At 57.1% G+C, this 22,755-nt stretch carries 19 protein-coding genes; 7 read left to right on the top strand and 12 right to left on the bottom strand.

Going from position 1 to position 22,755, the window contains the following annotated elements:
- Positions 1–407: 407 nt before the first annotated feature.
- The 4 genes from T424_RS0114885 to T424_RS0114870 all read right to left on the bottom strand — a co-directional run bounded on the left by T424_RS0114885 (position 408) and on the right by T424_RS0114870 (position 8,008).
- Positions 408–3,269, bottom strand: a complete 2,862-nt coding sequence (locus T424_RS0114885) for a M16 family metallopeptidase (protein WP_084268525.1) — start codon at positions 3,267–3,269, stop codon at positions 408–410.
- A complete protein-coding gene (locus tag T424_RS0114880) occupies positions 3,221–6,088 on the bottom strand; it encodes a TonB-dependent receptor (protein WP_027488440.1) in 2,868 nt (955 codons plus the stop codon). The genes T424_RS0114885 and T424_RS0114880 overlap by 49 nt, the downstream gene beginning before the upstream one ends.
- 173 nt (positions 6,089–6,261) lie before the next feature.
- Positions 6,262–7,284 (bottom strand): FecR family protein, encoded by a 1,023-nt coding sequence (locus T424_RS21815; protein ID WP_051559013.1) that lies wholly within the window; start codon positions 7,282–7,284, stop codon positions 6,262–6,264.
- 202 nt (positions 7,285–7,486) lie between these two features.
- Positions 7,487–8,008, bottom strand: a complete 522-nt coding sequence (locus T424_RS0114870; RefSeq protein WP_027488439.1) for an RNA polymerase sigma factor — start codon at positions 8,006–8,008, stop codon at positions 7,487–7,489.
- Between the two features lie 401 nt (positions 8,009–8,409).
- On the opposite strand from T424_RS0114870, the gene T424_RS21130 reads away from it, so the two are divergent.
- Entirely contained in the window at positions 8,410–9,270 is an 861-nt protein-coding gene (locus T424_RS21130; RefSeq protein ID WP_245269574.1) for a YqcI/YcgG family protein, read from the top strand.
- A 154-nt stretch (positions 9,271–9,424) separates the two neighbouring features.
- Positions 9,425–9,736, top strand: coding sequence for a cupin domain-containing protein (locus T424_RS0114855; protein ID WP_027488438.1), 312 nt, complete (start codon positions 9,425–9,427; stop codon positions 9,734–9,736).
- Positions 9,737–9,859: 123 nt separating this feature from the next.
- Here the strand turns inward: T424_RS0114855 and T424_RS0114850 are convergent, their stop codons facing one another.
- Positions 9,860–10,837: a GlxA family transcriptional regulator gene (locus T424_RS0114850; RefSeq protein WP_027488437.1), complete on the bottom strand. Its 978-nt coding sequence runs from the start codon at positions 10,835–10,837 to the stop codon at positions 9,860–9,862.
- Positions 10,838–10,960: 123 nt separating this feature from the next.
- Between T424_RS0114850 and T424_RS0114845 the strand changes: the two genes are divergently transcribed.
- Entirely contained in the window at positions 10,961–12,220 is a 1,260-nt protein-coding gene (locus T424_RS0114845) for an ATP-grasp domain-containing protein (protein ID WP_084268528.1), read from the top strand.
- Entirely contained in the window at positions 12,220–13,431 is a 1,212-nt protein-coding gene (locus T424_RS0114840; RefSeq protein WP_037067821.1) for an MFS transporter, read from the top strand. The genes T424_RS0114845 and T424_RS0114840 overlap by 1 nt, the downstream gene beginning before the upstream one ends.
- A 442-nt stretch (positions 13,432–13,873) precedes the next feature.
- On the opposite strand, the gene T424_RS0114835 is transcribed toward T424_RS0114840, so the two are convergent.
- The 7 genes from T424_RS0114835 to T424_RS0114805 all read right to left on the bottom strand — a co-directional run bounded on the left by T424_RS0114835 (position 13,874) and on the right by T424_RS0114805 (position 19,152).
- A complete protein-coding gene (locus tag T424_RS0114835; RefSeq protein WP_027488434.1) occupies positions 13,874–15,100 on the bottom strand; it encodes a DUF1501 domain-containing protein in 1,227 nt (408 codons plus the stop codon).
- A gap of 2 nt (positions 15,101–15,102) precedes the next feature.
- Positions 15,103–16,542 carry a DUF1800 domain-containing protein gene (locus tag T424_RS0114830; protein ID WP_027488433.1) on the bottom strand — a complete coding sequence of 480 codons (1,440 nt, stop codon included), beginning with the start codon at positions 16,540–16,542 and terminating at the stop codon, positions 15,103–15,105.
- Between the two features lie 73 nt (positions 16,543–16,615).
- Positions 16,616–17,068, bottom strand: coding sequence for a periplasmic heavy metal sensor (locus tag T424_RS0114825; protein WP_027488432.1), 453 nt, complete (start codon positions 17,066–17,068; stop codon positions 16,616–16,618).
- 9 nt (positions 17,069–17,077) lie between these two features.
- A complete protein-coding gene (locus T424_RS21125; RefSeq protein WP_051559011.1) occupies positions 17,078–17,482 on the bottom strand; it encodes a hypothetical protein in 405 nt (134 codons plus the stop codon).
- Entirely contained in the window at positions 17,479–18,087 is a 609-nt protein-coding gene (locus T424_RS0114815) for an RNA polymerase sigma factor (protein WP_210164399.1), read from the bottom strand. The genes T424_RS21125 and T424_RS0114815 overlap by 4 nt, the downstream gene beginning before the upstream one ends.
- A gap of 80 nt (positions 18,088–18,167) precedes the next feature.
- Positions 18,168–18,581 (bottom strand): hypothetical protein, encoded by a 414-nt coding sequence (locus tag T424_RS0114810; RefSeq protein ID WP_027488430.1) that lies wholly within the window; start codon positions 18,579–18,581, stop codon positions 18,168–18,170.
- A gap of 4 nt (positions 18,582–18,585) precedes the next feature.
- Complete coding sequence (locus T424_RS0114805) at positions 18,586–19,152, bottom strand: hypothetical protein (protein WP_027488429.1); 567 nt, start codon at positions 19,150–19,152, stop codon at positions 18,586–18,588.
- 304 nt (positions 19,153–19,456) lie between these two features.
- Between T424_RS0114805 and T424_RS0114800 the strand changes: the two genes are divergently transcribed.
- The 3 genes from T424_RS0114800 (at position 19,457) to T424_RS0114790 (ending at position 22,658) form a co-directional block, all read left to right on the top strand.
- The gene (locus T424_RS0114800) at positions 19,457–19,639 is read left to right on the top strand and encodes a hypothetical protein (RefSeq protein WP_027488428.1); all 183 of its coding nucleotides are present in this window, start codon (positions 19,457–19,459) and stop codon (positions 19,637–19,639) included.
- Positions 19,640–19,731: 92 nt separating this feature from the next.
- Positions 19,732–20,727 (top strand): SctD/MshK family protein, encoded by a 996-nt coding sequence (locus tag T424_RS21120; RefSeq protein WP_154664934.1) that lies wholly within the window; start codon positions 19,732–19,734, stop codon positions 20,725–20,727.
- Positions 20,724–22,658 (top strand): flagellar biosynthesis protein FlhA, encoded by a 1,935-nt coding sequence (locus T424_RS0114790; protein ID WP_027488427.1) that lies wholly within the window; start codon positions 20,724–20,726, stop codon positions 22,656–22,658. Before T424_RS21120 ends, T424_RS0114790 begins: the two co-directional genes overlap by 4 nt.
- Positions 22,659–22,755 lie beyond the last annotated feature (97 nt).

The following is a 22,755-nucleotide window of genomic DNA, read 5'->3' as shown; positions in this document are numbered from 1 at the left end:
CTGGCCGATCACTGTCTCGAAATTGACAAGAACTCACCTCTCTCACTCCAAAAAGTAAGAGCAGTGTCCTTGCTTCAAAACGTGAAAGGCCTTCTGTCTTCAATGTCAGGGCACAAACCCCAACTCGCAGAAACCGCCGTCCACGTTTCTCTTTCTTCTCTATTCAATTGTCAAATAACAGACACATCAACGTGTCAAAACTCATCCGAACCAATCCATCCCTGGACCAGTCATACCAACTCGCGTCAGCCGGAAAAATCAGAGACAAACAATCCCGCCGCCAGAAGCGCCGCTGCCGTCGTCTCGTAAAGCGGCTTATAAGGCCCCAATACGCCAAACGTCAACAGGGTTTTTTCAAGAGATAGCATTATTGATGCAAATCTCTGATTTAACATTGAAAACGACGTTCACCTTTCTTCTTTCCCCTGCTGTGCGAAGGGCTCGCGGGCACCGGTCAGCGTTACGATGTGATTTTCCATCGTAAAAACCTCCGTTGCGGCCTGCGTCAAATTCCTCTCCGTAATGCTATCAGGAAGAGATGGCAGACTAGCAAGATAGCGGGCATCGCCGTAGCGACGGTAGCTTAGCGAAAGACGTCGCATCCAGGAGGCTACATCCTGTCTCCGGCTCTCTTCAGCATATTCAACATCCTCCCGCAGCCTTGTAATATTGGCCGTCCGGACAGATTCAGGCATGGCGCTGAGGACTTTCAATGCTTCGCCCGCCAGTTCGGTTGCCCGTTCGGGCGCGCAGAAAAAGGATAGTGATCCGACAGCACGGTTTGTATCGGGCTCCAACTGGACGTCGAAAGCCAGGGAATAAATTCCGCCCAGTTCCAATCTCAGGCGGTTTTTAAGCGCATCTCTTGCGATGGGATTGAGCGCAGACACCAGAAACGCAGATTCGGGGCTCCAGCCATGTTCTGTGAAGAAACTGATTTCCACGTGCGCCCGGCCCGTCTGCGTAGCGGGCTTTTCAAGCCAGTCGCTTCCCCGCTTTTGCAATCTGGGCGCCGGATCGAGCGTCTTGTTGCGCTGGATGGCACCGATTACCTGACCGAATGCATCCCGCGTGATCTGGTCTGGCGCAGGGCCGACGACAAACCACTGCACGGGCGCGGAGGTCAATCCTTCCGCAGCATCTTGCAGCATCTGGTCGGTGATATGCTCAGCAATGGTGGTTTCCGGCGGCGCCGAGGACACATGATATGGATCGACTTCATCGGAGACGTTAGCCGGCTGCCTGGCCAGATTGCTCCTGAAATCAACGGCCGCCTCCTGCCTTATCATGCCAAACCGCAATTTGGCGGCGTAAATTTCCAGCATTTCTGGCAGGTTGTCAGGCGCGGTTACAATTGTTGCGCTGAGCGTGCTTTCAGAGATCGTCCAATCCCATCGCTGTTTTTGGTGAGCTTGCCAGATGTCATATTGCTCCTTCGTCCAGAAGCGGAAACCGCTCTGGTCGTAAAGCTGGATGGCAGCCTGCGAGATCACGCTGGAAAACGCGCTATTGCGGAAGCCGGGACGGGACTGCGCCAGAACATGGACTTTATTTTCGGCTGTTTCCTTTTTCAGCCAGACAACATGATCGCCATTCGACAAGCTCCACTCGACAATGGATGGATCGTCGCGCTTGACCTCCTGAGTGATGCGTCCGCTTTGGACGGGCGTTGCAAATTCCGGCCATTGCGGGGGAGTGCGGGGCGAAAGCTTTGTCACCGCGTTTTTAGGCTTCGGCAGGGGCGGCAGATTTTTCAGGGACGCCAGTCGCAATCTATATCGTTCAAACACCCTGACATCCGGGTTTTTTTGCGCCGCGTTTCCTGCAAGCTGATAAATGAGAACGCGATCATTGGCCGATAACATCTGCTTGAGGCGTTTATTCACGCTGGCGAGATCGAGTTCAGCAAGCAAGCGCTCGGTTCTTTCCGCCTTCGGCACGGGCGCCTCGACTGTCCCACCCTTTAAAACGGCATTGGTGAGCTTGTCTTCCCAATCTGCGTAAGTCCGGCTGGTTGCGACCTTGATATTGGCCCGATTTATGGCTGCCGCTTTCCTGCGTGCCGTGTCGAATGCCCTCTGCGAAATGCCTTTTCGTCGAAGGCGCTCCACCGTCAAAAGCAGAAGTCGGGCGGCACGGTCATGATCTGCGGTGCGGGCATTGAAGGCCAGTATCAAACGCCTTTCTGTCGGCTCCTGAACAACGAAACCAAGACTTGCAACGTCTGTGACGCAGGCCTTGGCAAGTTCACGGACCTCGTCGCGCAGGATCTGGCCGATAATGTATTTTTCCAGCCAGGCTTTTTGCCCCTGCTCTGTGCCAGGCTCCGGCATGGGAAGCCGCAGGGCATATGTGACCTGCGACGTGGTGCCTTTGGCCTCCTGAATGGTCCCGGCAGTCAACCCGTCATGCAGCGGCAGAACGGTATAGCTACGATCTGGCCGGACTGCTTTTGCAGCGTTACCGAACAGCACCTCTATGGAGCTTTTTACTTCTGCGACATCCACCCGCCCGGAGATAACAAGCGTCATATTCGAAGCGACGTAGTACCGATCACGGAAGGCGCGTATATCTTCTATCGTCGTTTTTTCTATGCCTTGGCGGGTGCCGATGGTTGGTCTGTCAACATAGCGCGAACCGACACGCAGCAGGGCCTTCTTTTTCCGGTTAAGCTGCTCCGCAGTACCGGACGTCAGGCGCAATTCCTCCAGAATGACATGACGCTCTTTTGCCCAATCTTCCGGCGTTAGAGACGCGCCAAAGGCAATTTCGGCCATCAGGTCGAGCGCCCCGGAGAGATCAAGTGCATCGTTTGGGCGCGTCCTGATCATGAACTGCGTCTCGGTTTCGCGCGTCACGGCATTGATTTCGACGCCGGTGCGCCAGCCAATCTTTTGAAAATAGCGGTGGAGGGTTTCGGGATGTTTCCGCGTAGACTGGAAGACCATATGTTCCATTATATGGGCGAGCCCGCTCGGCTCGGCCTCATCGACCGAGCCGGCATGAACGATGAGCCGGATGTTGAACGGATCGGCAGGTTTTCCGCTATCATAAATCAGATAGGAAAGGCCGTTCGGCAGCTGTCCTCGCTCAATGGCTGGGTCCCATCGGGTTTCGTGCGCACCGGCAACGCGACCCGGAAAACATAGCAGCAAGCACAAAAGCAGGAGGAAGCCGGCCGAACCCATCCCGGTCCGACCCCGCGCTGACAAACTCGACATCAAAACGTCGCCCTCGCCCCAACCCAGACGGTGCGTCCAACGATCCATGGATTATCATCACTGGAGGCTGCATTGCCAATTTCATTAAAGACGTTATCAACCTTGAAGGTCAACGAAAGCCCGGCCACGTCATTTTCGACCACCTTGTAACTTGCGGCCAAATCGACTGTCAGCGTCGGATCGAAATCGAAATCCTCGTAAACTTCATGGCTGATACCGTTCACCACGACCGACGTTTCCGTATCTCTGGCCCCCGTATAGCCAAAGTTGTAGTTCGCAGCCACCGACAGTTCCAGCGCGCCGTCCATCCACACGCTGGACAATCCGCTTTGCAGCCGCAGCGGTATGTCCATGTTGCCCGTCACGACATTGAAACCGGCCTTGGTATAGGACTTGTTCCGGTACCAGATGTAATCCTCTTCCAGGCTATCGTCGAAATAGCTGTCGTTTGAAACCTCGCGTTGCGCCCAGGTCACGGAAGCGTTGAAAAACAACTGCTCCATCTTCGGTATGCGAGCGGTATCAAGCTCCTTTGAATATTCTGCGGAAATTGACTGATAGGCTCCGCTTCCGCCATTTGTCAGCACGTTCTTGTCGCCACTGGTTTGCGTGGCGTATTGATCCTTTGCCCGGCGGTCGAGGAAGCGCAGGCGCCAATCTCCGCCGAAAAGTGGCTCCTTGCCATTGATGGCGAGCGACAACTCATCCGTATAGGGCGTTTTGAGACCCGCGGCCTCATTGGTGTAAGTGCTGCGGCTTCTTGCGGTCCATATGTCGGAAACGACGCCGGAGCTGGCTGTTCGTGTATAGGTCTGCGCCTTGGGTTGTTCGGCCCGAATGGCGTAAGCGAGACTTTGGCCGTCATAATAGCGGTTTGCGCCGAAGGTAAAGGCGAGATCCTCGTATGGTTTCAGCGTCGCCACGAAGCGGGGCGCTATATCGAGATTGTTCATGTAATCGTCCCAGGTGGCGCGAGCGCCAGCCCTGACGGTCAGCCATTTCCAGCTCTGCTCCACTTCGCCATAGCTCGCCAGCTGATTGAGCTGGGCAGAAACATCAAAGGCTCGATAGATCGCCTTGGTGCTGGCATATTGCTCGCTGCTACATGCCTCGGAGGTATTGCAGGTGAAGCCGGAGACGCCCGCCTGCGCTTTGGTCGTGTAGGTGGTGTAATAGGTGAAGTCCTCCGGCCGACGGCGATAGGCATCGGTGAACTTGTACTCACTGCCAAGACGAATGGAGCCTGCCGCGAGGTCGGCGCACAGTTCCTCGTTCCAGCCAAAAGTCTGCTGGCCCTGTTCGAGATTGCCGATACCGCCATCGTAGCAATATTGCGTTCCTGTCGTAATGCTGGGGTCGGTCCGGCACCAGTCCAGCTCGCTCGATTCGAAAGTCCGTCTGCCACCGGAATAGCTGGCCTGTTTGAAAACATTGGCGACATTGCTGTTGGAATGATTGAAGTGGTCAGAGGTGCCATAGCTCACTCTGGACTCCAGCTTGACATTTTCGAGCGCCAGCCCGCCAAGGCTGACATTTCCGAAATCATATTGATGTTCGAGCTTCGTCGTAGAACTGTCACTGCCCATATTGATGCGCAGATTGCGCCACATGGCAGATTCCCAATATTGGTCGTAGCTGTTGTAGATACCGTCGAGGGTAAAATCGCCATAATCGGTTTCGGCCTTGATCTGTCCGCGATAGAATTGCTTGAGAGCATCCTGCTCGACGCTGTCCTCTTCCAGATAACGGTAGGCTTTTTGCTTTTCCGTCACGGCGGTTTGACGGCTATACTGTCCGAGAACTGAAATATTATCAGCAAGCGGTCCGGTGACGGTCACGCCAAGCCTGCGCTTCAGATATTCGGGCGCATCGTAACCATTGGGATTTTCGCCGTCCTCGGTGCCGAGCGTATAGCCTGTCCAGCGACTGCTGGAAAAATCCAGCGAGGCGCTGGCGTGCCATCGGTCCCTTTTGGCCTGATTGAGCTGGTAGGAAACAACACCGCCCTGAAAATTTCCGTATTTTGCGGAGGCATTACTATCGATGACTGTTGCCTTTTCCAGGAATTCGGAAGGAATGTAGACCGTCTGGGAGTGCAAGCCATAGATGCGATAGAGGTTGGGCGGGCTCTGACTGTCGTCATCGGGCAATTCTTCGCTTCCCTCGCTTTCCTGCGAGCCGGTCACGTCATTGATCTCCATGCCTTCGACAATCACGTTGTTCTCATAAACGCGAGCGCCGGAAATCGAAACTTCCCGTGGTTTGAGATCGATAACGCTCTGGTTCGTCGCACCGGCATTGTCGTCTATATCATTCTGATACTGGACATTGGGAAGGTTTTTCAGCACGCCATTGGCATCATTGCCGTCTGTACGGGCGGCAAGCTGACCGCCGGAAAGGCTGGTGGTGCCGCTATCGCCTGGATCGCCACTGCCAAGTTCGACAGCACCGGAAGGACCGCTCACCTGAATTGTTGGCAACACCGTGGTACCATCCGCCTGGCCGCCCGAACTTTCGGCAACGAGCGTTGCCATGTCCGCGCCATTCATGCGTATGGAGATACCGCTTCCCGCCAATATGCGTTGCAAGGCCACCTGCGGCGTCAAGTCACCCTGGACGCCATTCGAGCGCTTGTTATCCAGCAGACCGGAGGAGAACGCCACCTGCCAGCCTGTTGCACTGATGAAAGCATTGACCGCTCCTGCCAGATTTTGTGGCGGAATGGAAAAACTTACAGTCTGGTTCGCCCTTATGCTGGCGGCTGCGGTTTCACCACGGCCCGGATGCGCCTGAAGGAATATAATCGCCGTCGATGCGAGAAATATACCGATGCGCTTGTTGATGTTCAGCCCTTTACGCCCACACATTAACATGTCCCCGATGCTCCGGCGTCGATCGCGCCGGAAATGCTGCCTCACTCAGGACATCAGCACCTTTCGAATAAAGCGCCGCTGTCCGCCAGAGGACACCTGCCACCCAGCAGGCTCCGTCACGGACATTGACGATCGGGTTCGGTCAATCTCACAAAAAAGTTGAGTTTTTAGCGAATGATTAAAAAATTGCCCGGAAGATGCGTTACCGTCCCCCCCGCCGCCGCGACGACCCCGGCGATGGCAGCGGCAGCATTATCCGTGCGGAAATTGCCGCTCACCGCATGATCGAGAATTTCCCGGTTGCTCACAAAGACGCTGCCGTCGAAATAGGGCGTAATGGCATGAAGCGCCTCCCGCAATGGCCGACTTTTCAAGACGATGCGCCCGCTTACCCAGGCAAGCGCCTCAGCCTCATCGAACCGGCCCACCGGGGAAAGGGCCTCGGGACTTGCCGTCAACATCTCGCCGGGCTGAAGCAGCACGACAGCCCCGTCGCCCGGACTGTGCCTGGCCTCAATCAATCCCCGTTGCAAAAGAATTTTATCCTGGTCCTCCGTAACCGCCACCGCAAACGCCGTTCCCTTTACAGTAACTTCACTATACCTGCCCCGAACCCGAAAGGGGTGGGCCGGATCATGTTTGACGTCCAGCCAGATACCTCCCTGAAGCACACGGAGACTGCGCCGTCCGTCGGCAAAATCCATCGCCACCGCCGAATTCGTGTCGAGTTGCAACCTTGAGCCGTCCGGCAGGGTTATGGCTTCCGTTTTACCAATATTGCTGCGGAAATCCGCCTGCCAGCGAAGGGTGAGCGTGGAAACCAAAGCGGGAGCGGTGATGAAAATCAGAAGCGCCACGGCCAGCGCCGACAAAACGGCAACAGGCGATAACAGACGGCTCTGACGCATTATGCCAGTTGCGAAACGGGGCAGAGAGGCCACAGGCAGCATGGCTGCATTCCAGCCCAGGCTCAGTCTTCGCGGCTCGTGGCCGGTGGCAGCCGTATTTGCCTCGTCGAGTTGACGGCTTGCCGCAACGATAACGTCATCATTCCACACGCTGGTAACGGCTTGCCATGCAGCTTCGTGACGCTCGTCCTGACGCAGCCAGGACAAAAACCTCGCGTTAAGGCCGGAATCATTGCCCCCTTCAGCCTGCAATCGAACAAACCATTCCAGAGCGCGGTCCATGCACGGGTCCGGGTGCTCATAGGACAAATCGGATGGGTCATGACCGGAGCGCATCATTTACCTGCACCCGTTTGTTCAGCCGGAGCAGTGCACCCATCCGCAAGCGGCGGCGCGTTTCGTGGCAATGGACAGTGAGGCCCGGCCGAAGCAACCGTTCCGCTCAGGGATTGGGTGGCCCTGAAGCTGTGGAGCCAGCCTGCATTCATCGTTCAAGCCTCCTGCGCAGTTCGACCAAATAACCCATGGTCATCTTGATGTCGTTGAAAACCGTATTCGGCGACATGCCCAGATGCTCGGCAATTCTGGGATAGGACCAACCCTCCAGACGGCTGAGAACCCAGATTTCCCTTGCGCGTGGCGGCAGCTTTTCCAGTGCCTCGCGCACCGCCCGCAGATCGTCCCGGTGGATGGCGCGCTCCTCGACGGAAGGCTGGCTATCGGCGGCATTCAACGCCACCTCCGGCAAAACGCCCGGCTTCTCCAATGCGGACCGCAGCTTGTGCCGGCGCAAATGATCGAGAGCCAGATTGCGCGCCGTGCGCCATAAAAAGGGCTCCAGCCGCTCCGGAGTGTTGCTTTCCAGCGCCTTGCGCGCGCGAAGATAGGCTTCCTGCGTCAGTTCCTCGGCAATGGAGGCATCCTGGACGATACGCCGCATAAGCCGGTTCAAGCCCTTCTGGTTTTCCAGAAACACCAGATCGAGCTGGCGAGCGCTATTATCCATAAAACATTCAGGCCTTGGCGCGCATTGCGGCACAAAAGATGATAATTGATTTCATGTTTTCAATAACAGCGCCATCAAGGGAAAGCAAGAAACCACGGGGAGCGGAAACGCGGTTCCTTTCCCGCGCATCGGCGGACGAGCAAGACGCATCAGCCCATCTTCGCAGAAGCCCAGACATTCGACCGGAAAAGACTCGCGAGACCGCCCCATCACAACCTAACCGGGCGCACAATTTGAAAGACTGATAGCTCAAATTGAGAACGCCTCGTCCGCATTGAAAATGACAGCCGATATTTTCAAATTTTTATGTAGGACAATAATATTATTTCTGATAAAATATTTAACATAAAACAAATATTTTACAATACATCACCCTCACCACAACCAAAACGATATTGAAAGTGGCAGAAAATACACGAATTTTGGCAGTAAAAATATTTGTTTTATTCTATTTTTTTCACGATCGCCGCCTTAGGGAGATAAAAGTGTACTTAAATTCTTTGCATAAAAAAAACGATGTCTTTACCAGATATGCGCCCGGATCATGGCAACACATCATTTTCTCGGAATTCACCACCAGCATGGAAAGCGCGACCCGCCCCTTTCCGTGCATATTCGGCGTTCAAGGCTACAAGGCCGACCAGCTTCGCTATGTCTTTCAAGACGAGATCGTGGTTTCCGATCTTGCAAAGGCGCTTGCGGAGTTTATCAAATCCGCGCGCGATTTCGGCCCGAACACGTCGCTCGTCGTCTTCACACGGCCTCAGTCCATCGATAGTCTGGAGGCGTATGAAAACCAGTTCTGGCATATTCTGAAACAATTACGCGCGCATGACACGCAGCCCTGGCCGGCCGGCATTCCGGATGAAATAGACTCCACCCATTGGGAATTCTGCTTTGCCGGCGAGCCCGTTTTCGTTGTCTGCAATACCCCCGCGCATCTCTTGCGCCAAAGCCGCCGCGCAAGCTCCTTTATGCTGACATTCCAGCCACGTTGGGTTTTCGAAAAGATTCTCGGCACGGAACGCGCCGCTCAAAAGGCATTTTCTTCCGTCCGCGACCGTCTGGCCAGCTATGATTTCATCCCCTTGTCACCGGCACTGGGCCGTTATGGCGATCCCGGCGTTCTGGAACATCAGCAATATTTTCTCGACGAGGAAAACCGTCCGGGACGCTGCCCTTTCCACAGCTTGCAGGACAAGGCCGAACCGCCGCAGATCGAAAAAACCTGCGCGCGCGGACTGCAACCCGAAAATGCCTGAAACCAGACAAGCAAAACGCTGATGATGGCAAAAGTCCGCATCCGCTGAGTACGGGCAGGTATTGCTCCAACGCATTGTTTTTACGCATCCACGGGCACAAAGCCGAACACATTTTTGCTGGAACACATCAACAGGAATTCACGAGGAAACGATAATGACAGAAATTTTGAGACAGGTTTCGGCGCGGTTCGAAAGGATCGAGGACATCATCGGCATTCTCCCCGATCAGGGCTGCATCGAGGTTCAGCGCGACGGCCCTGGAAAACTTCACGACTGGCATCGGCATCCCAATGAGGAGACCCTGATTGTTCTTGAAGGCGAGATTACATTTTCCCTGGAATCAGGCGATAACCTGTGCAAACCGGGAGATGTCTTACGCCTTTCGGGAAACGAGCTGCATAAATCGACGGCAGGCCCGCAAGGGGCGATTTATCTCATCGCATTCCGGGATCTGGCGATCTGCTGAAGCAGCGATCTTCTTTTCCCGCTAAAGCGGTTCATTGTTTCACGGAAACATTGAACCGCTCTAACTATTTGTTTTTACGCATTTTCAGACGGAAAACCGGCTTCCACTTTTCCTGAAAATGCTCTAGTTTTTTTGGATAGAGCTGAAATTTTCGCGAAACTCCGACGGCGTCGCACCGAAATGCCTTACGAAGGTGCGGCGCATTCGTTCCTCATCCTTAAAGCCGCATTTTTCGGCAATGCGCTTGATGCTGAGCTGAGGATAGTCCAGCAGCATTCGTTGCGCGGTATCCACGCGCAGATTTTCAATGGCCTTTCGAGGCGTCGTTCCAGTCGCTTCGACATAAAAACGGGCGAAACTGCGCGTTGACATGCCGAGACGTTCAGCCAGCATCTCCACGGACAGCGACTTGTGCATATTATCGGTTATCCAGGCGTGGAGGTCCGAAAGCCGCCCGTCGGGAATTCCCGCCTGCACCTCCAGCACTTTGCTATATTGCGATTGTCCGCCCGTCCGCTTCAGGAAAACGACGAGGCCCCGCGCGACATCGGCCGCCAGCGAATGGCCAAAATCCCGTTCCACGATGGCCAGCGCAAGGTCTATTCCCGCCGTGACTCCTGCGGATGTCCAGATACGCCCATCGCGAATGAAAATCGAATCCGCCCGCACCTGACTTTCCGGAAAATCCGACTGTAGCCGCTTGCAATATTTCCAGTGCGTGACGGCCTGCCGGCCCGACAGAAGCCCTGCATGTCCCAAGAGAAAAGCACCGATGCAAATCGAGGCTATTTCCACCTCGTCAGGCTGGCTCCGCAGATAAGCGGTCACGGAAGCCTGCGTCTGCGTATCCCAGACGCCTGGACCACCCGGCACAAACACCATGCTTCGATTGCCCGTGGACAATTCCTGCCATGACTGGGTTTCCAAAGCCACGCCGACATCGCTGGTGATGCGGCCATTGCCATCGGATACAAGCTTTATGACATAGGGCGCGCTTTTGCCCGACTTGCGCCGAAGCACGTTTGCCGCCTGAAAAACCTGCATTGGCCCGGCAACATCGAGAAATGTCACGTTATCATAGGCAACGAACAGCAGGCTCAATGGCTTGTCTGTTTTCGTGTCCAAATTGGCCGGAAATGCGGGCATCGCCTTAGCTCTCTCTACGCTAGAATTCGATGGTAGAAATAACGCCCTTTAACGCCCAAAAGATAGATGGAATTGCCCATGACCGTGCAAACGGCATCTCGTTCCCCAGACAGAAGCCATTCTGACGGCCCGCTGAAAATCGGCGTGGTGGATCCATCTTCGGGCGGCTACTTCATCGCCCGGCGCATTCTGGAGCGCGGCTTTGAATGTGTGGCAATCTCCTCTTCCGGCGTGACATCTTCAGACTTGAACTTTACGGCCGCTCTTCATGCGGGCGACACCGGCTTTGAGACGGATGTTCTGCGGCATGATTTTCACGCCCTCATTCCCGGCGCGGAAAGCGGGGTCAGACTGTGCGAGTCCCTGGCAAAAAATCTGGGCCTAAAGGGAAACGATCCCACCACGACCGAGCAGCGCCGCAGCAAAACCGTCATGGCGCAGGCGGTGCGGGCCGCAGGCATTGCGTTGTGCCGGCAGGCCCGGTGCAATACCATCGCAGACTGCCTCGCCTGGGCCGATTCCATAGGGTTTCCGATCGTTATCAAGCCGGAAGCGAGCTCCGGCAGCGACCTCGTGAAGGTTTGCCAAACGCAGGACGAACTTCTTGCACACGCCGCGCTCATTCTATCAGGCCGCGACAAATACGGACAAAACACCCAGGGCGTGCTGCTTCAGGAATTCATGGTGGGAGATGAATATACGGTTGACGGCGTCGTCACCGACGGAAAACTGACGATATTTGCGGTGGGCCGGTATCGCAAGATCAATCGCGACGGGTCGATGATCTATGACAAGATCGACTTCTTCCCGCCGAACCACCCTTCGCTGGATCCTCGCCTTATGACCTATTGCGAAGCCGTTACCCACGCCGTCGGCGCAAGGGTCGGCCCCGTCCATATCGAAGTCATGCTGACCGAGGACGGCCCCCTTCTTGTCGAGATTGCCGCACGGGCGCATGGCGGCATCGGCACGTCGGTTATCGATGCCAATTTCAGACCGTCTTTCATCGATGCCATCATCGACGCCTACCTTCCCGGCGAAACCTCCGCATTGTCAGCCGCCATCGAGCAGAAAAAGGCGGCCTCGATCGCATTCCTCATTTCCGACCGGCCAGGCACGCTCAAGTCCATGCCGGGCGCCAGTTTCCTTGCCAGCCTGCCGTCCTTCGTGCGGATGAAGCAGTTTGTTCAGCCGGGCGAAGACATCGCCCGCACCATCGATCTGGCAACCTGCCCCGCCCTGTTGGAACTGGCTCACCCCGATCCAGCCGTGATTGAAGCCGACATTCTGCGCATCCGCGCAACGGAACAGGCCGGCAAGATGCTGGAGGTGGAATAATGCCGAAATTCTCGAAGCTTACTTTGGCGCTCTTTGTTGCCCTACTGTCGCTGACAATGGTTGGCGAGGGCATGATTACCGTCACCTTGCTCTGGACCAGTGCCAGCATTGGTCAGTCGCCGCTTTTCATCGGAACGGTCCTGTTCGTGATGAATCTGGTGCCGTTCGTCGCGCAACTCTTCTTCAAACCGATGCGACGCGCCATTGCGGACCGTCCGGTTGCCATGATCGTGCTGCCGCGAATGTGTGGTGTGCTCATCACCCTGTTTGCCGGTTTTACCTTCAGCGACACCGGCCTGCTGTCATTGATCGTCGTCGCATCCTGCCTCACATTCATAACCTTCATCAGCCAGCAATGCATTGAAACATTGATGGGACAGTTGACCGTATCGGGCGCGCTCGATGCCCAGACATCGGCGAGACTTTCGCAAACGGCCCTGCAAACAGGTGTTTTCATCGGAAACGCCACCGCTGGCCTGCTCATCGCCCATTTCGGCACGGCATATGTCTTTTTCGGGATCGCCGCCAGCTTTGCAAGCAGTGTGCTTTTGCTCTTCGTGGCCCCGGCCTTCCACATCGAGAATACGCCTGCCCCCGTCGCCCAGACGGCGCAGCGGACATCCATCACGGCAACTGCGGATATTGGACTTTGGTTCTTGCTGATCGGCATGGGCATCCTTGCTGTGCAATTAAGCGGCTTCAATTTCTTCGTGCCGCTGATTTATGAGGGACGTGCGGGCGAATCCGCCGCCGTTTATGGAACGGTCAGCGCTGCTGCCGGGGTCGGCGCCCTTTTCGCAACCTTTATCCGTTCCGGCAATAAAACCAGCCTTGGCTATATCGCCTGTATCGCGGTTGTGGCCGGTGATGTCATCGTCACACAGGATCTGCCCTTCCTTTATGTTGTCATCGCCGCCTTCTGCATTGGCTTTGGTTTCAACATGTCTCGTATCCGCCTGCGGCAGGCAATTTTCGAGCGCCTGTCAAGCAAGGAAGAGTCGGCCGCATGGGGTGGGAGAGTCACATTGGTTTTCCGCTCCGTCACAGCTGGCGCACCATTGGCATTTGGATTGCTGATCACGAATACCGCAACATTCCTCGACAATAGCATAGCGTTCGCAGCTATTGGCATATTGGCAATGGGGATTGGCGTACCGGTGACATTGCTGATGTCAAATCAAAAGAAGCGATCGCCAATACACGCCCACTGACTCTATCTGCGTCTTTATTTTTTTCGAAATCGAAATAATGAAACATCTTTGACATAAATATCGACTATCATCTGATATAAATCTTCATAACCTAATTATTTCATTATAAATTTTCACACTTTTTTCGTAATTAGATTATTATTTAGCAAATTTATATATTTGTTTTTGGACTAGTATTTCAATTAAACTATTGCGAATACCAATTATTGAATTCTAAAATTTCAGATTCTATTGTGTTACTCGAAATCCGTGGAATTTCAGGATGCGCAAGGCCCCCCTTTGCGCCCTGCATAGGCAGGGCGCGTTCAGGGTGTGGGCATTCGGCATTGGGCGTTGCGAAAACAGTAATGTTCGGGAACCGGAGCGTGTCTGGTAACACAACCCTGGGCAAGCACGGGACATTACCGTTTGCAGCCTGTTCAAAGGCGAATGTCCACTCCGCCTAAACGATCACGCCACGAACGGGCGCGACATTTTCAGAACCCGGAAATACCGATGCGACAAGTCTCTCAGGCGAGGCGCCGAGAAGATCCACGGAAATGCCCTTGATGATGCCGCGAATATCGGTGGTTGGCGCCAAATCGCGCGCCTCGTAGAGCTGTTTTTCCTTCAATCCCGGCCAGTCGGCAATGACCCGCCCGCCTTTGATTGCGCCACCGGCGAGAAAGGCAGTGGTGGCGGTGCCGTGATCGGTTCCTTCCGTGCCATTTGTGCGGGCCGTTCTGCCGAATTCGGTTACGACCAATATGGCGGTATCCTTCCAAACGGGCCCCATTTCCTGTTCGAAAGCCGCCAGACTGCGGTCTAGGCCCTGAAGCAGTTTTGCAAGGCGCGCCGTCTCCTGGGCGTGCGTATCCCAGCCTTCGAAAGCAAGGGCTGCGATACGCGGTCCTTCCGGGTGGCTTAGCAGGCGCGCCGCGCCGCGCGCCATTTGCTCCATGCCATCGGGATCGCCCGGACCGCCCTTGGAGCGCATACCGAGGCCAGAGGCAATCTTCCCCGTGGCCACACCCTCGGCAAGCAGCGCCGCCAGCACTGGGTCCCGCTCGCCGTAAAGGTCGGCAAGGCGGGGCGCAAGATCGGCATCCGCTGGCCGTAAAACAGCGGGAGACCAGCCGAGAAGCGGCGCCTTGCCGCGAATGACGAGCGGCGCGGTCGCTCCAACCGAAAGCCCGCCAACGCCCCCTTTTCCAAGTCCGGGATTGAGCGCCTCACCGCGGGGAATAACCTCCATCAGCCGGTTCAACCAGCCGGTTTCGACATGCCCAGGCGCGGGAAAGCCCGATTCCAGCACATCCTGTCCATCGAAATGCGATCTGTCGCGATAACTCGTGGCACTGGCATGAACCACAGCTGCCTGTCCGGATTGAAACAAGCGCTGAAAATTTCCCAGCGCCGGGTGCAGGCCGAAATAGCCATCGAGCGGCAGGGCGGCATTTTCGCCCTGGAAGCTCATGGCCATATCGCCGCGCAAGCCTGAATAATCAGGATCACCAATGGGTGGCACGGCCGTCAGGCCATCCAGCGCCCCACGCAGGATGATCGTGATGAAGCGGGGATCGCGCGCCTGTGCCGCCTTGACGAAGCGGGGCGCAAAAGCCCAGGCAAACAAGGCGCCGGAGGCCCCCAGCACAGAACGGCGGGTCGGATTCAGATGTTCACACAGCATGATCAACGCCTTTGAAATTCGGGAGAGAGAAAGGCAATAGCAAGGCCTTGGGGCTTGGTTTCCGCACGCGCTACAGCCTGAAGGGTCTGTGCGGATGCAAGCGGCCCCAACCGGTCGGCCACGAATTGCCGCGGATCGACATTGCCAAGAATTTGATGCGCAAAAAGACTTGCCACATCCATGCGTGTCGCCAGGCCCTCGGATGAGGCCCATGCATCACTGACATCGGCAAAGCCATTTGGTCCGGAAGGGTTCCAGAAGGGCTGGCCAAGCGCCTTGAGCGCGGAAAGCACCTGTTCGGGTTTTGGGCGCAAATCTGCCGTACGCAGAAGCGCCGCCAGATAGTCCAGCGGTTGCCTCAGCTTGGTGAGCTGCGGCTGCCAGGCAAGATCGGACTCGATCATGGCACGGTAGACGGCGGAGAGGTTCCCATCATTCTTCAGGTAAGCGTCGGCCATCGACTTCACCATCTGCGGCGGAGGCTGATCGGCGACGAAATATCGCGCCAGCTTGAACGCAAGGTGATGCGCCGTGGCCGGGTGCGCCGCCAGTGCCATAAGTGCCGTCCGGCCCTGCCCGAAGCCACCATCGGGATAGGTTTTCCCAAGCAGTACTTTCGAACCGGGTTCATGTGCGCCGGCATTGAACTGGAAAGCGCCGGTATTTTGCGGATCGTCCCGGCTCCGGTTAAAACTCCAGCCGGTAATCATGGAGGCAAGCGACGTCACATCCCCTTGGGTATAACCGCCATCCACGCCCAGCGTATGCAGTTCCATGATTTCGCGGGCGAGATTTTCGTTCAAACCGCGTCCCTTTTTTTTGCCCTGCGGCGAATTCGGCCCGATCGACTGCTGATTATCAAGAAACAACAGCATGGCCGGGTGGGTTTCGACCGCCAGCAGCATGTCGGAAAAGCGACCGAACACATGCGGGCGGATCACCTCTCTTTCGAAAGCGCCCGCCAATACGTGAACTTCTCCACTTTTCGTCACCGCCACCGAAAAATGGTTCGTCCAGAACATGGCAAGGCGCTCGCCAAAGCCGATCAACGGTTCGTGGATCGTGCCGGAGAAACGGGCCCCGACCTCCTCCAACAGAATCTGCTGCGGAAAGTAAGGCCGCTTCTCGGCCGGATCGGGCCGCATCATTGGCGCCATTGCAGGGGCAGTACCGGCACCGCCCTCTCCGGCCATGGACATGGCAGCGGTCTTTTGTTGCTCCCGTTCGGCCTTCACCTCAGCCTGATAGGCAAAAAATCCATTCAAAAGCAGGCCGGTAGACTGAAGGTTCTGCCCCTGCGGCACCGGCATGGCCTGGTCACGGATTTCTTGCGCCAGAAGATCACGCGCGCCGGAACCGAGTGCCGTTACGCCTCCCTCCTTTGCCCCAAGGCCAAAACGCCATAATGCAAGGGCGGCATCCATTTCGTTGCTATTGCTCATGGTCCGGCGAAACTCCTCTGCGATTGAAAGTTCAACGCTGGAAAAATCCGGATCCGTCGGCGCGGAAATGTGATTATTTCGCGGCAACGGGCCGGGGCGCCTCCCGCGCGATGAGGCCCTGGGCCAGACGTCTGCGCTGTTCGAGTGTCAGACCTGTAGCAAACTCGAGAGCCTTGCGCTCAAGGGCGGCCCGAACTGCCACTTCAGCCGTTCTTGCCCTTTCAAGGGCCGCAGCCAGAGCAGCCGGATCAAGCTGTGCCTGACCGAGAAGAGCCGCAGCCTCCGTTCTGGCCTGACGGCCCTCAAGGCTGGTTGGGCGCATCGCCTTGCCCTCCTCGGCAAGGGCTGCCTGCAATGCCTTTCTTTCGGCGGCAGGCAGATCCTCCCCCGCAAGAGGCAGGCGGGGCGATGCGGCAGGCGGATCCTGACGGACATAGACGAAACCGGCACCGGCCAGTCCGCAGATCAGAAAGGTATTGAAAAACAGCAGCCCCAACACGAGACGCCGGAACCCGTAATCCGTCATGGTTTCATCTCACTCATCAGTTTGAACCAGACCGAAGGCCGTGGCCCCATTGTCCGCGTAAATTGTCGCCGAAGGCGTGATGACGGCCACTGTAAACGCACCGCAAATGCCGCCCGCCATACCAACGGCCAGCAGCCCCACGCCCCACCACCAGCGGCGATGGCGCCGATTGCGGGCAAGCTCCGTCTGGCCCTCATCCAGAATGCGTCCGACAAGCGCAGCGGATGGCTGGACAGGCGCAATACCATCCAGCAACAGATCCAGCGCCGCGGCACGCCCCGTCAAGGCGCTGACGTCATGGGTTTGCGCAAAAAGGGATGCGGCCTCCCGCTCAGCCACCGGCCAGCATTGCCGCCGGGACCCATAAGCATCGAGCAATTGCCGGAAACGTTGCTCGTCCATTGGTCCGTTCATCCGGTTTTTCCTCCATGCAGGCTTTCACCCTGCTCGTTCAGCAGCAAGTCATGCAGCGCCCGGCGCCCACGCGCCAAAAGGCTTTCAAGGGCATCGACAGTGGTTTCCATAATCTCGGCCGCTTCCCGATTCGACAGGCCCTGGTAGTAAACCAGCGTTATGGCAAGGCGTTGACGCGGCGCAATCCGCCCCAGCGCCAGCTCAAGCCGCAGGGTCTCGCCTTCGGCGCCGTCGGCATCGGGCAATGGCGCCGGATCAACCAGTTCCGGCACATCGTCCGTTGGGCTTTCCTTGCGTCTGCGCAAGCGGTCATAACAGAGATTGACGGCAACACGGTGGATCCAGCTATCGAAGCGCGCCCTGCCCGGTTGCCAATGCTGCGCCTGACGCCATATCCGCAAAAACGTTTCCTGGGCAACATCTTCCGCTTCGGCGGCATCTCCCAGCATGGCACGGGCCAGTGTCAGGATCCGGGGCAATTTTCGCTCCACCATGCGGCGCAGCGCAACGGGATCACCCTCGGCAACCCCTTTCAAAAGCGGTGCATCCGGATCATCCATCACATTGCCGCCATCTGCCGCCAGTCCCCATTCACCACTGCTCATGGGAATGATGACGCGGCTAGAGACAAATTCCGTCGGTCAGGAAAAATTTTTCCATCCGGCACGCCGGACCATGACAAGCTTCAAAGACGGCCTGAAATCACATCAAGGGCGGCTTCCATCACCATGACCTTGCGTTCTGCTTGCAAAAGCGCCTCGCGGGCTGCCGCTTGCTGCTGGCGAGCAAGTTCAACGCGGATTTCCAGAACGGGACGCTCGGCAAGAACGGATTGTTCCGCAGCGTGCAATTGCTGTTGCTGCATGGCGACATTTTGGATCGACTGGCCCGATATGGTGCCGCGTGCCGACAGGAGAGTGCTTGTTGCAAACCTGTCGCTGGCCGCGGCCGCAGCCCGGCGCTCTGCCTCATTGCGTTGCAGCGCGTGCTCGGCAAGAAGAACGGCCTGACCTGCCACCGCACAGGCTCGCTGGCGATTTTCCGCCCGCATTTTCCGGATCTTCAGCAATGCCTGCAATTGGCGGGAATCGCTTTCCATCGGGTCAGCCCTGCATTCCCGGCTTTACAACCTGGGTCCGGCCGCTGCGAATAATCTGGATTTGCTGGTCATGGGGCCTTTCCAGCAAATCCGTAATTGCCCTGACCACAATATCCGGGCCACGCAGAACGATCATGCCGCTTTCCTGATCCTGTTTGATGGCTCCTTCCGGAAGAAGCGGGAAAAGTTCACCCACGACACTGCGGGTGCGGCTCCATCCTTCCTGGCGATTATCCACGATGCGGGTCGCGACGTTTTCGTTGGCCGCAATAATAACCTTCGCGCCATCAAAGGCGACATACAATCCCTGATCATGGCCAAGGGCGGAAAAGGCCTCGACGCCCCGCGCCTCCACCGACCAGTTTTCCACCATCCCGTTCAACGTGCCGACAACCATCACCGGCAGGCCACTCATATAAGAGAGCGTATCCACGACATCGCGCGTGGGAAGCGACATGACATTCAGCTTCACCGGACGGCCGCTCGTGGCAAGCGACACCTCTTGTGCGAGAACCGGGCCCGACGCGATGAGACAGGCGAGAACGGCAAACTTGGACAAAGCGCGGCGCATAAACGGCTCCATGAATGGGAAATACCCCTGACGGTGATTCAAGTGGGGAAGGCACCCACTCTTCTCGCTCCAATCCCTTACACGCCCGCACGGTTGAAAGGAAGAAAATGGTCAACAAATGGTAAACGGTAGTGTCATTTTTATTAGCGCATTCTTATTTTAACAACATCCATTGTTATACATTAAAAACATTTTGCGAATTCCTGGTCCAAAAAACGCATTTACCATTTTTTAACTAGATGATTGAAATGAAAACGATGTTTAGCTAGTCTTCTACTTGCTCAAGCCGAAAGGAGCTACGCAAATGGCAACTACATCGTCAACCTCAACCGGCTCGACCTCCACGTTGGACGCAGGTGTTTCTTCTGCAATTTCGCAGTTCAAGGCTGCCCAGAACGAAGCAACCGCGCAAAGCTTGCAGGTCGCAACCGAAATGACCAAGATCAACGGCGTTGCCAACGCCATCAAGAAGATCAGCCCAGGCTGATCTGAGAATTGGGTGGGATTGTCGCGCAATCCCACCCATTTTCGTTTTCCGGCATCAGCGTTTCGCTGCATCCATCAGAGAGTTTCAAGCTCATGCGTTCACCCTCGCTGCGCGCCATCACGGGCAAATTGCGCCGTTCGGAACGTCCGATCGGCGTCATGCCCCGGCAATCAGGCGTTACCCGGCCGGAATTGACCATTGTCCGTCAGGGGCGCTCTTCGCGTTTTCATCTGGATGCCGGCCGGTTGACCGTTGGCGGCAGCGCCGACTGCGACGCAGTGATTATCGGGGCAGAGCCGCGCCCTGCCTTCACTGTCGAGCGCGATCAGCACGGCCAGGGTTTCCAAATGGAGGCGCTGCGCGAGGGCTGCATTCTCGACGGGAAGACGCTCACCCCCCATGACCTCGTCGCGTGGAAAAGCGGCGTGCTCTGCTTCGATGACATTGAGTGCCGATTGAGCGGCCTTGCCGATAGCCAGGACTTGGCGCGCACACCCGACCGGCGGAAATGGCTGGCAGGCGGCCTGTTTCTCGTTGCCGCCATCCTGCTCGCCGTCGGCGCGCTGCCGGATGGCAACAAGCCTGCCCACCCTGCGATCATGGCGATGACCCCGCTCAGGGAATCCATACCGGCAAGCGCCATTGCATCGGAGCTGCGCCAGACGATACGTATGGCCCGCCTCCCGGACGGTCTGACAGTGGAGGAGACGGCACAAGAGATCCGGGTCAGCCAGCCGCAGGGCGCACTTCGCCTTCAGGACAAGACAAAGCTTGCCGATATTATCAAAAGTCTGTCGCGCCGCAGCCCCCTGCCCATTATCGACAAGACAACCATGACATCCGACCTCTCGGGCTTCATTGCCGCCGCTGCCCTGCAACCGCAACGCTTTGTGATTGGCACGGATGGCAAGCGCTATCGCGAGGGTGATTTGCTGCCGGGCGGCTGGCGGCTGGATTCCATTGAAGGAAATGGCGTGAGCGTTTCGCGCGACGGCACGAGCGAGCGCGTCCAGACCCAGCGCCCCATGCAGCAGGCAAGCCTGAGCATGGGTGCGACGGCCATGATGCGTGGGAGTTTGCCGCGATGAACCTTTCCTCCAGAACCATCCAAGCCATTACGCAGCGTACGGATGTACTGTTTGCGGTATTTTTCGTGGTTATCATTTCGATGATGGTGTTGCCGCTGCCACCGCTTCTCATCGACATCATGATTACCTTCAACCTTTCCTTTGCGCTTGTCGTGCTGGTCACGACGCTCTACCTGCGCAATGTTCTGGAAATCTCGACCTTTCCGGCGGTCATTCTCATCGCCACGGTCTTCCGGCTGGCGCTGACGATTTCATCCACCCGGCTCGTGCTGGCGGAAGGTCATGCCGGCGACATCATTCACGCCTTCGGCTCGGTGGTGGTGGCTGGCAATGTCGTTGTCGGGCTCGTTGTCTTTCTCATCGTCGCGCTTGTGCAGTTCATCGTCGTCACCAAGGGCGCGGAGCGCATTGCGGAAGTGGGCGCACGTTTTACCCTCGATGCCATGCCGGGAAAGCAGCTTGCCATCGACAGCGACCTGCGCAACGGCCACATCACGCCGGAGGCTGCACAAAAGCGCCGCCAGCAGCTTGAACGCGAAAGCCAGTTTTTCGGGGCCATGGACGGTTCGCTGCGTTTTGTCAAAGGCGATGCGATTGCCGGGCTGGTGGTGGTGGCGGTCAACCTGATCGGCGGTCTCGCCATTGGCATTTTCCAACGCGGCCTTTCCTTTTCGGAAGCGGCCCACCTTTATTCGCTCCTGTCGATCGGTGACGGGCTGGTCTCGCAGATCCCATCGATGTTGATGGCTGTTGCCGCAGGCGCCGTCGTGACCCGCGTCTCGGATGAAAGCAGCTCAAGCCTCGGCGCAGATATTGGCCGCCAGCTTGCCGCGCAGCCGCGCGCCATCGCGGTGGCCGCCGTTCTCCTGCTCGGCATTGGCCTTGTTCCCGGCTTTCCGGGCTTCGTGCTGCTTCCCATCGGTCTGCTTCTGGCAGGCGCGGCCTTCCTCGTCGCTTACCGGCAGCGGCGGAACGGCGCGGGCAAGCAGGCAGGTGCGGGCGCAAATGCCAATGAGGCCATTGGCGCCGGCCACTTGCCGCTGGATCGCGCCAAATATGGCGATCCCGTCATGGCCACGCTTTCGCCCGGCGCTTTTGAACGGCTGGATCGCGGCAATCTCGGCAGTCTGATCGAGGCGCGTATCCGCCGCGCCGCCCGCGTTGCCGGTGTCGCGGTGACGGTGCCGACCTTCAACATCGACCCGCGCATGGGCGACGAGCTCATCCATGTTCAGGTTGAGAATGTTCCAGCTGGCCTCATCGATTGCAGCGAGGAACGCGAGATCGAGGCCGTGGCCGACGATCTGGCCCGTATCGTGCGACGCCATGTCGGGGCAATTTTCAGCGTGGACGATGCGGCGCAATGGCTGACAGGGCTGGAACCACGGCTTGGCAAGCTGGCGCAGGATGTGAAGGCGCAGGTGCCCTTGCTGATCGTGGTAGCGGTTGTGCGCCGTTTGCTGGATGCAGGCGTTACCCTTTCACAGCCCCGCGGTCTTCTCGAAGTGCTGCTGCGCGACTTCGCAAGGCTTGAACCCGACGCCCTGGCGGAAAAAGGGCGCAGGGTTCTCGGCAATCAGATTGCCTATGCCCTGCTCGACCAGAACGGTCTCCTTCCTGTCTTTGCGCTGGCAGGGCCATGGGAACGTTTTCTGGCCGATTGCCACGCAAACCCCGAGGGTGGAAACCAGAGCCAGCGTCATCAAAAGGCGCAGCAACTGGCCGACGAGGTCAGGCAGGCACTGGCAGACGCCAACCGCAAGGGCATCGATCCGGTTCTGCTGGTGGCAAGCCATGTCCGCTTCATCACCCAGACCATGCTTGTCAGCAAGGGATGCCTCATTCCCGTGCTGGGCGTCGATGAGGTGGACAAGGAAATCACCTGCCAGGTCACTGGAACGATCGGAAATCTACAGGACAGGGCAGCATAGGAAAGACCTGCGCAAGACAGGAACAGATCAAGCTCCCCGGTCAACGGGGTATCTCGGATAACGGTCAGTAAGGGGCCATTTGGTGGAGTGATGATAC

This window comes from Allorhizobium undicola ORS 992 = ATCC 700741 (assembly GCF_000621665.1).
GTDB classification, from domain to species: Bacteria; Pseudomonadota; Alphaproteobacteria; order Rhizobiales; family Rhizobiaceae; genus Allorhizobium; species Allorhizobium undicola.
The sequence above is the reverse complement of the archived record's forward strand: the minus strand, read 5'-3'. Positions and strand labels throughout refer to the sequence as shown.

Excerpts from the sequence above, each read along its gene's own strand:
- T424_RS0114870 (WP_027488439.1), bottom strand. The coding sequence starts at position 8,008 with ATGGATAATAGCGCTCGCCAGCTCGATCTGGTGTTTCTGGAAAACCAG.
- T424_RS0114815 (WP_210164399.1), bottom strand. The coding sequence starts at position 18,087 with ATGAGCAGTGGTGAATGGGGACTGGCGGCAGATGGCGGCAATGTGATG.
- T424_RS0114835 (WP_027488434.1), bottom strand. The coding sequence starts at position 15,100 with ATGCTGTGTGAACATCTGAATCCGACCCGCCGTTCTGTGCTGGGGGCC.
- T424_RS0114845 (WP_084268528.1), top strand. The coding sequence starts at position 10,961 with ATGACCGTGCAAACGGCATCTCGTTCCCCAGACAGAAGCCATTCTGAC.
- T424_RS0114840 (WP_037067821.1), top strand. The coding sequence starts at position 12,220 with ATGCCGAAATTCTCGAAGCTTACTTTGGCGCTCTTTGTTGCCCTACTG.
- T424_RS0114885 (WP_084268525.1), bottom strand. The coding sequence starts at position 3,269 with ATGGATCGTTGGACGCACCGTCTGGGTTGGGGCGAGGGCGACGTTTTG.
- T424_RS0114830 (WP_027488433.1), bottom strand. The coding sequence starts at position 16,542 with ATGAGCAATAGCAACGAAATGGATGCCGCCCTTGCATTATGGCGTTTT.
- T424_RS0114805 (WP_027488429.1), bottom strand. The coding sequence starts at position 19,152 with ATGCGCCGCGCTTTGTCCAAGTTTGCCGTTCTCGCCTGTCTCATCGCG.
- T424_RS21120 (WP_154664934.1), top strand. The coding sequence starts at position 19,732 with ATGCGTTCACCCTCGCTGCGCGCCATCACGGGCAAATTGCGCCGTTCG.
- T424_RS21815 (WP_051559013.1), bottom strand. The coding sequence starts at position 7,284 with ATGGACCGCGCTCTGGAATGGTTTGTTCGATTGCAGGCTGAAGGGGGC.
- T424_RS21125 (WP_051559011.1), bottom strand. The coding sequence starts at position 17,482 with ATGAACGGACCAATGGACGAGCAACGTTTCCGGCAATTGCTCGATGCT.
- T424_RS0114855 (WP_027488438.1), top strand. The coding sequence starts at position 9,425 with ATGACAGAAATTTTGAGACAGGTTTCGGCGCGGTTCGAAAGGATCGAG.
- T424_RS0114825 (WP_027488432.1), bottom strand. The coding sequence starts at position 17,068 with ATGACGGATTACGGGTTCCGGCGTCTCGTGTTGGGGCTGCTGTTTTTC.
- T424_RS0114810 (WP_027488430.1), bottom strand. The coding sequence starts at position 18,581 with ATGGAAAGCGATTCCCGCCAATTGCAGGCATTGCTGAAGATCCGGAAA.
- T424_RS0114880 (WP_027488440.1), bottom strand. The coding sequence starts at position 6,088 with ATGTGTGGGCGTAAAGGGCTGAACATCAACAAGCGCATCGGTATATTT.
- T424_RS0114800 (WP_027488428.1), top strand. The coding sequence starts at position 19,457 with ATGGCAACTACATCGTCAACCTCAACCGGCTCGACCTCCACGTTGGAC.
- T424_RS0114790 (WP_027488427.1), top strand. The coding sequence starts at position 20,724 with ATGAACCTTTCCTCCAGAACCATCCAAGCCATTACGCAGCGTACGGAT.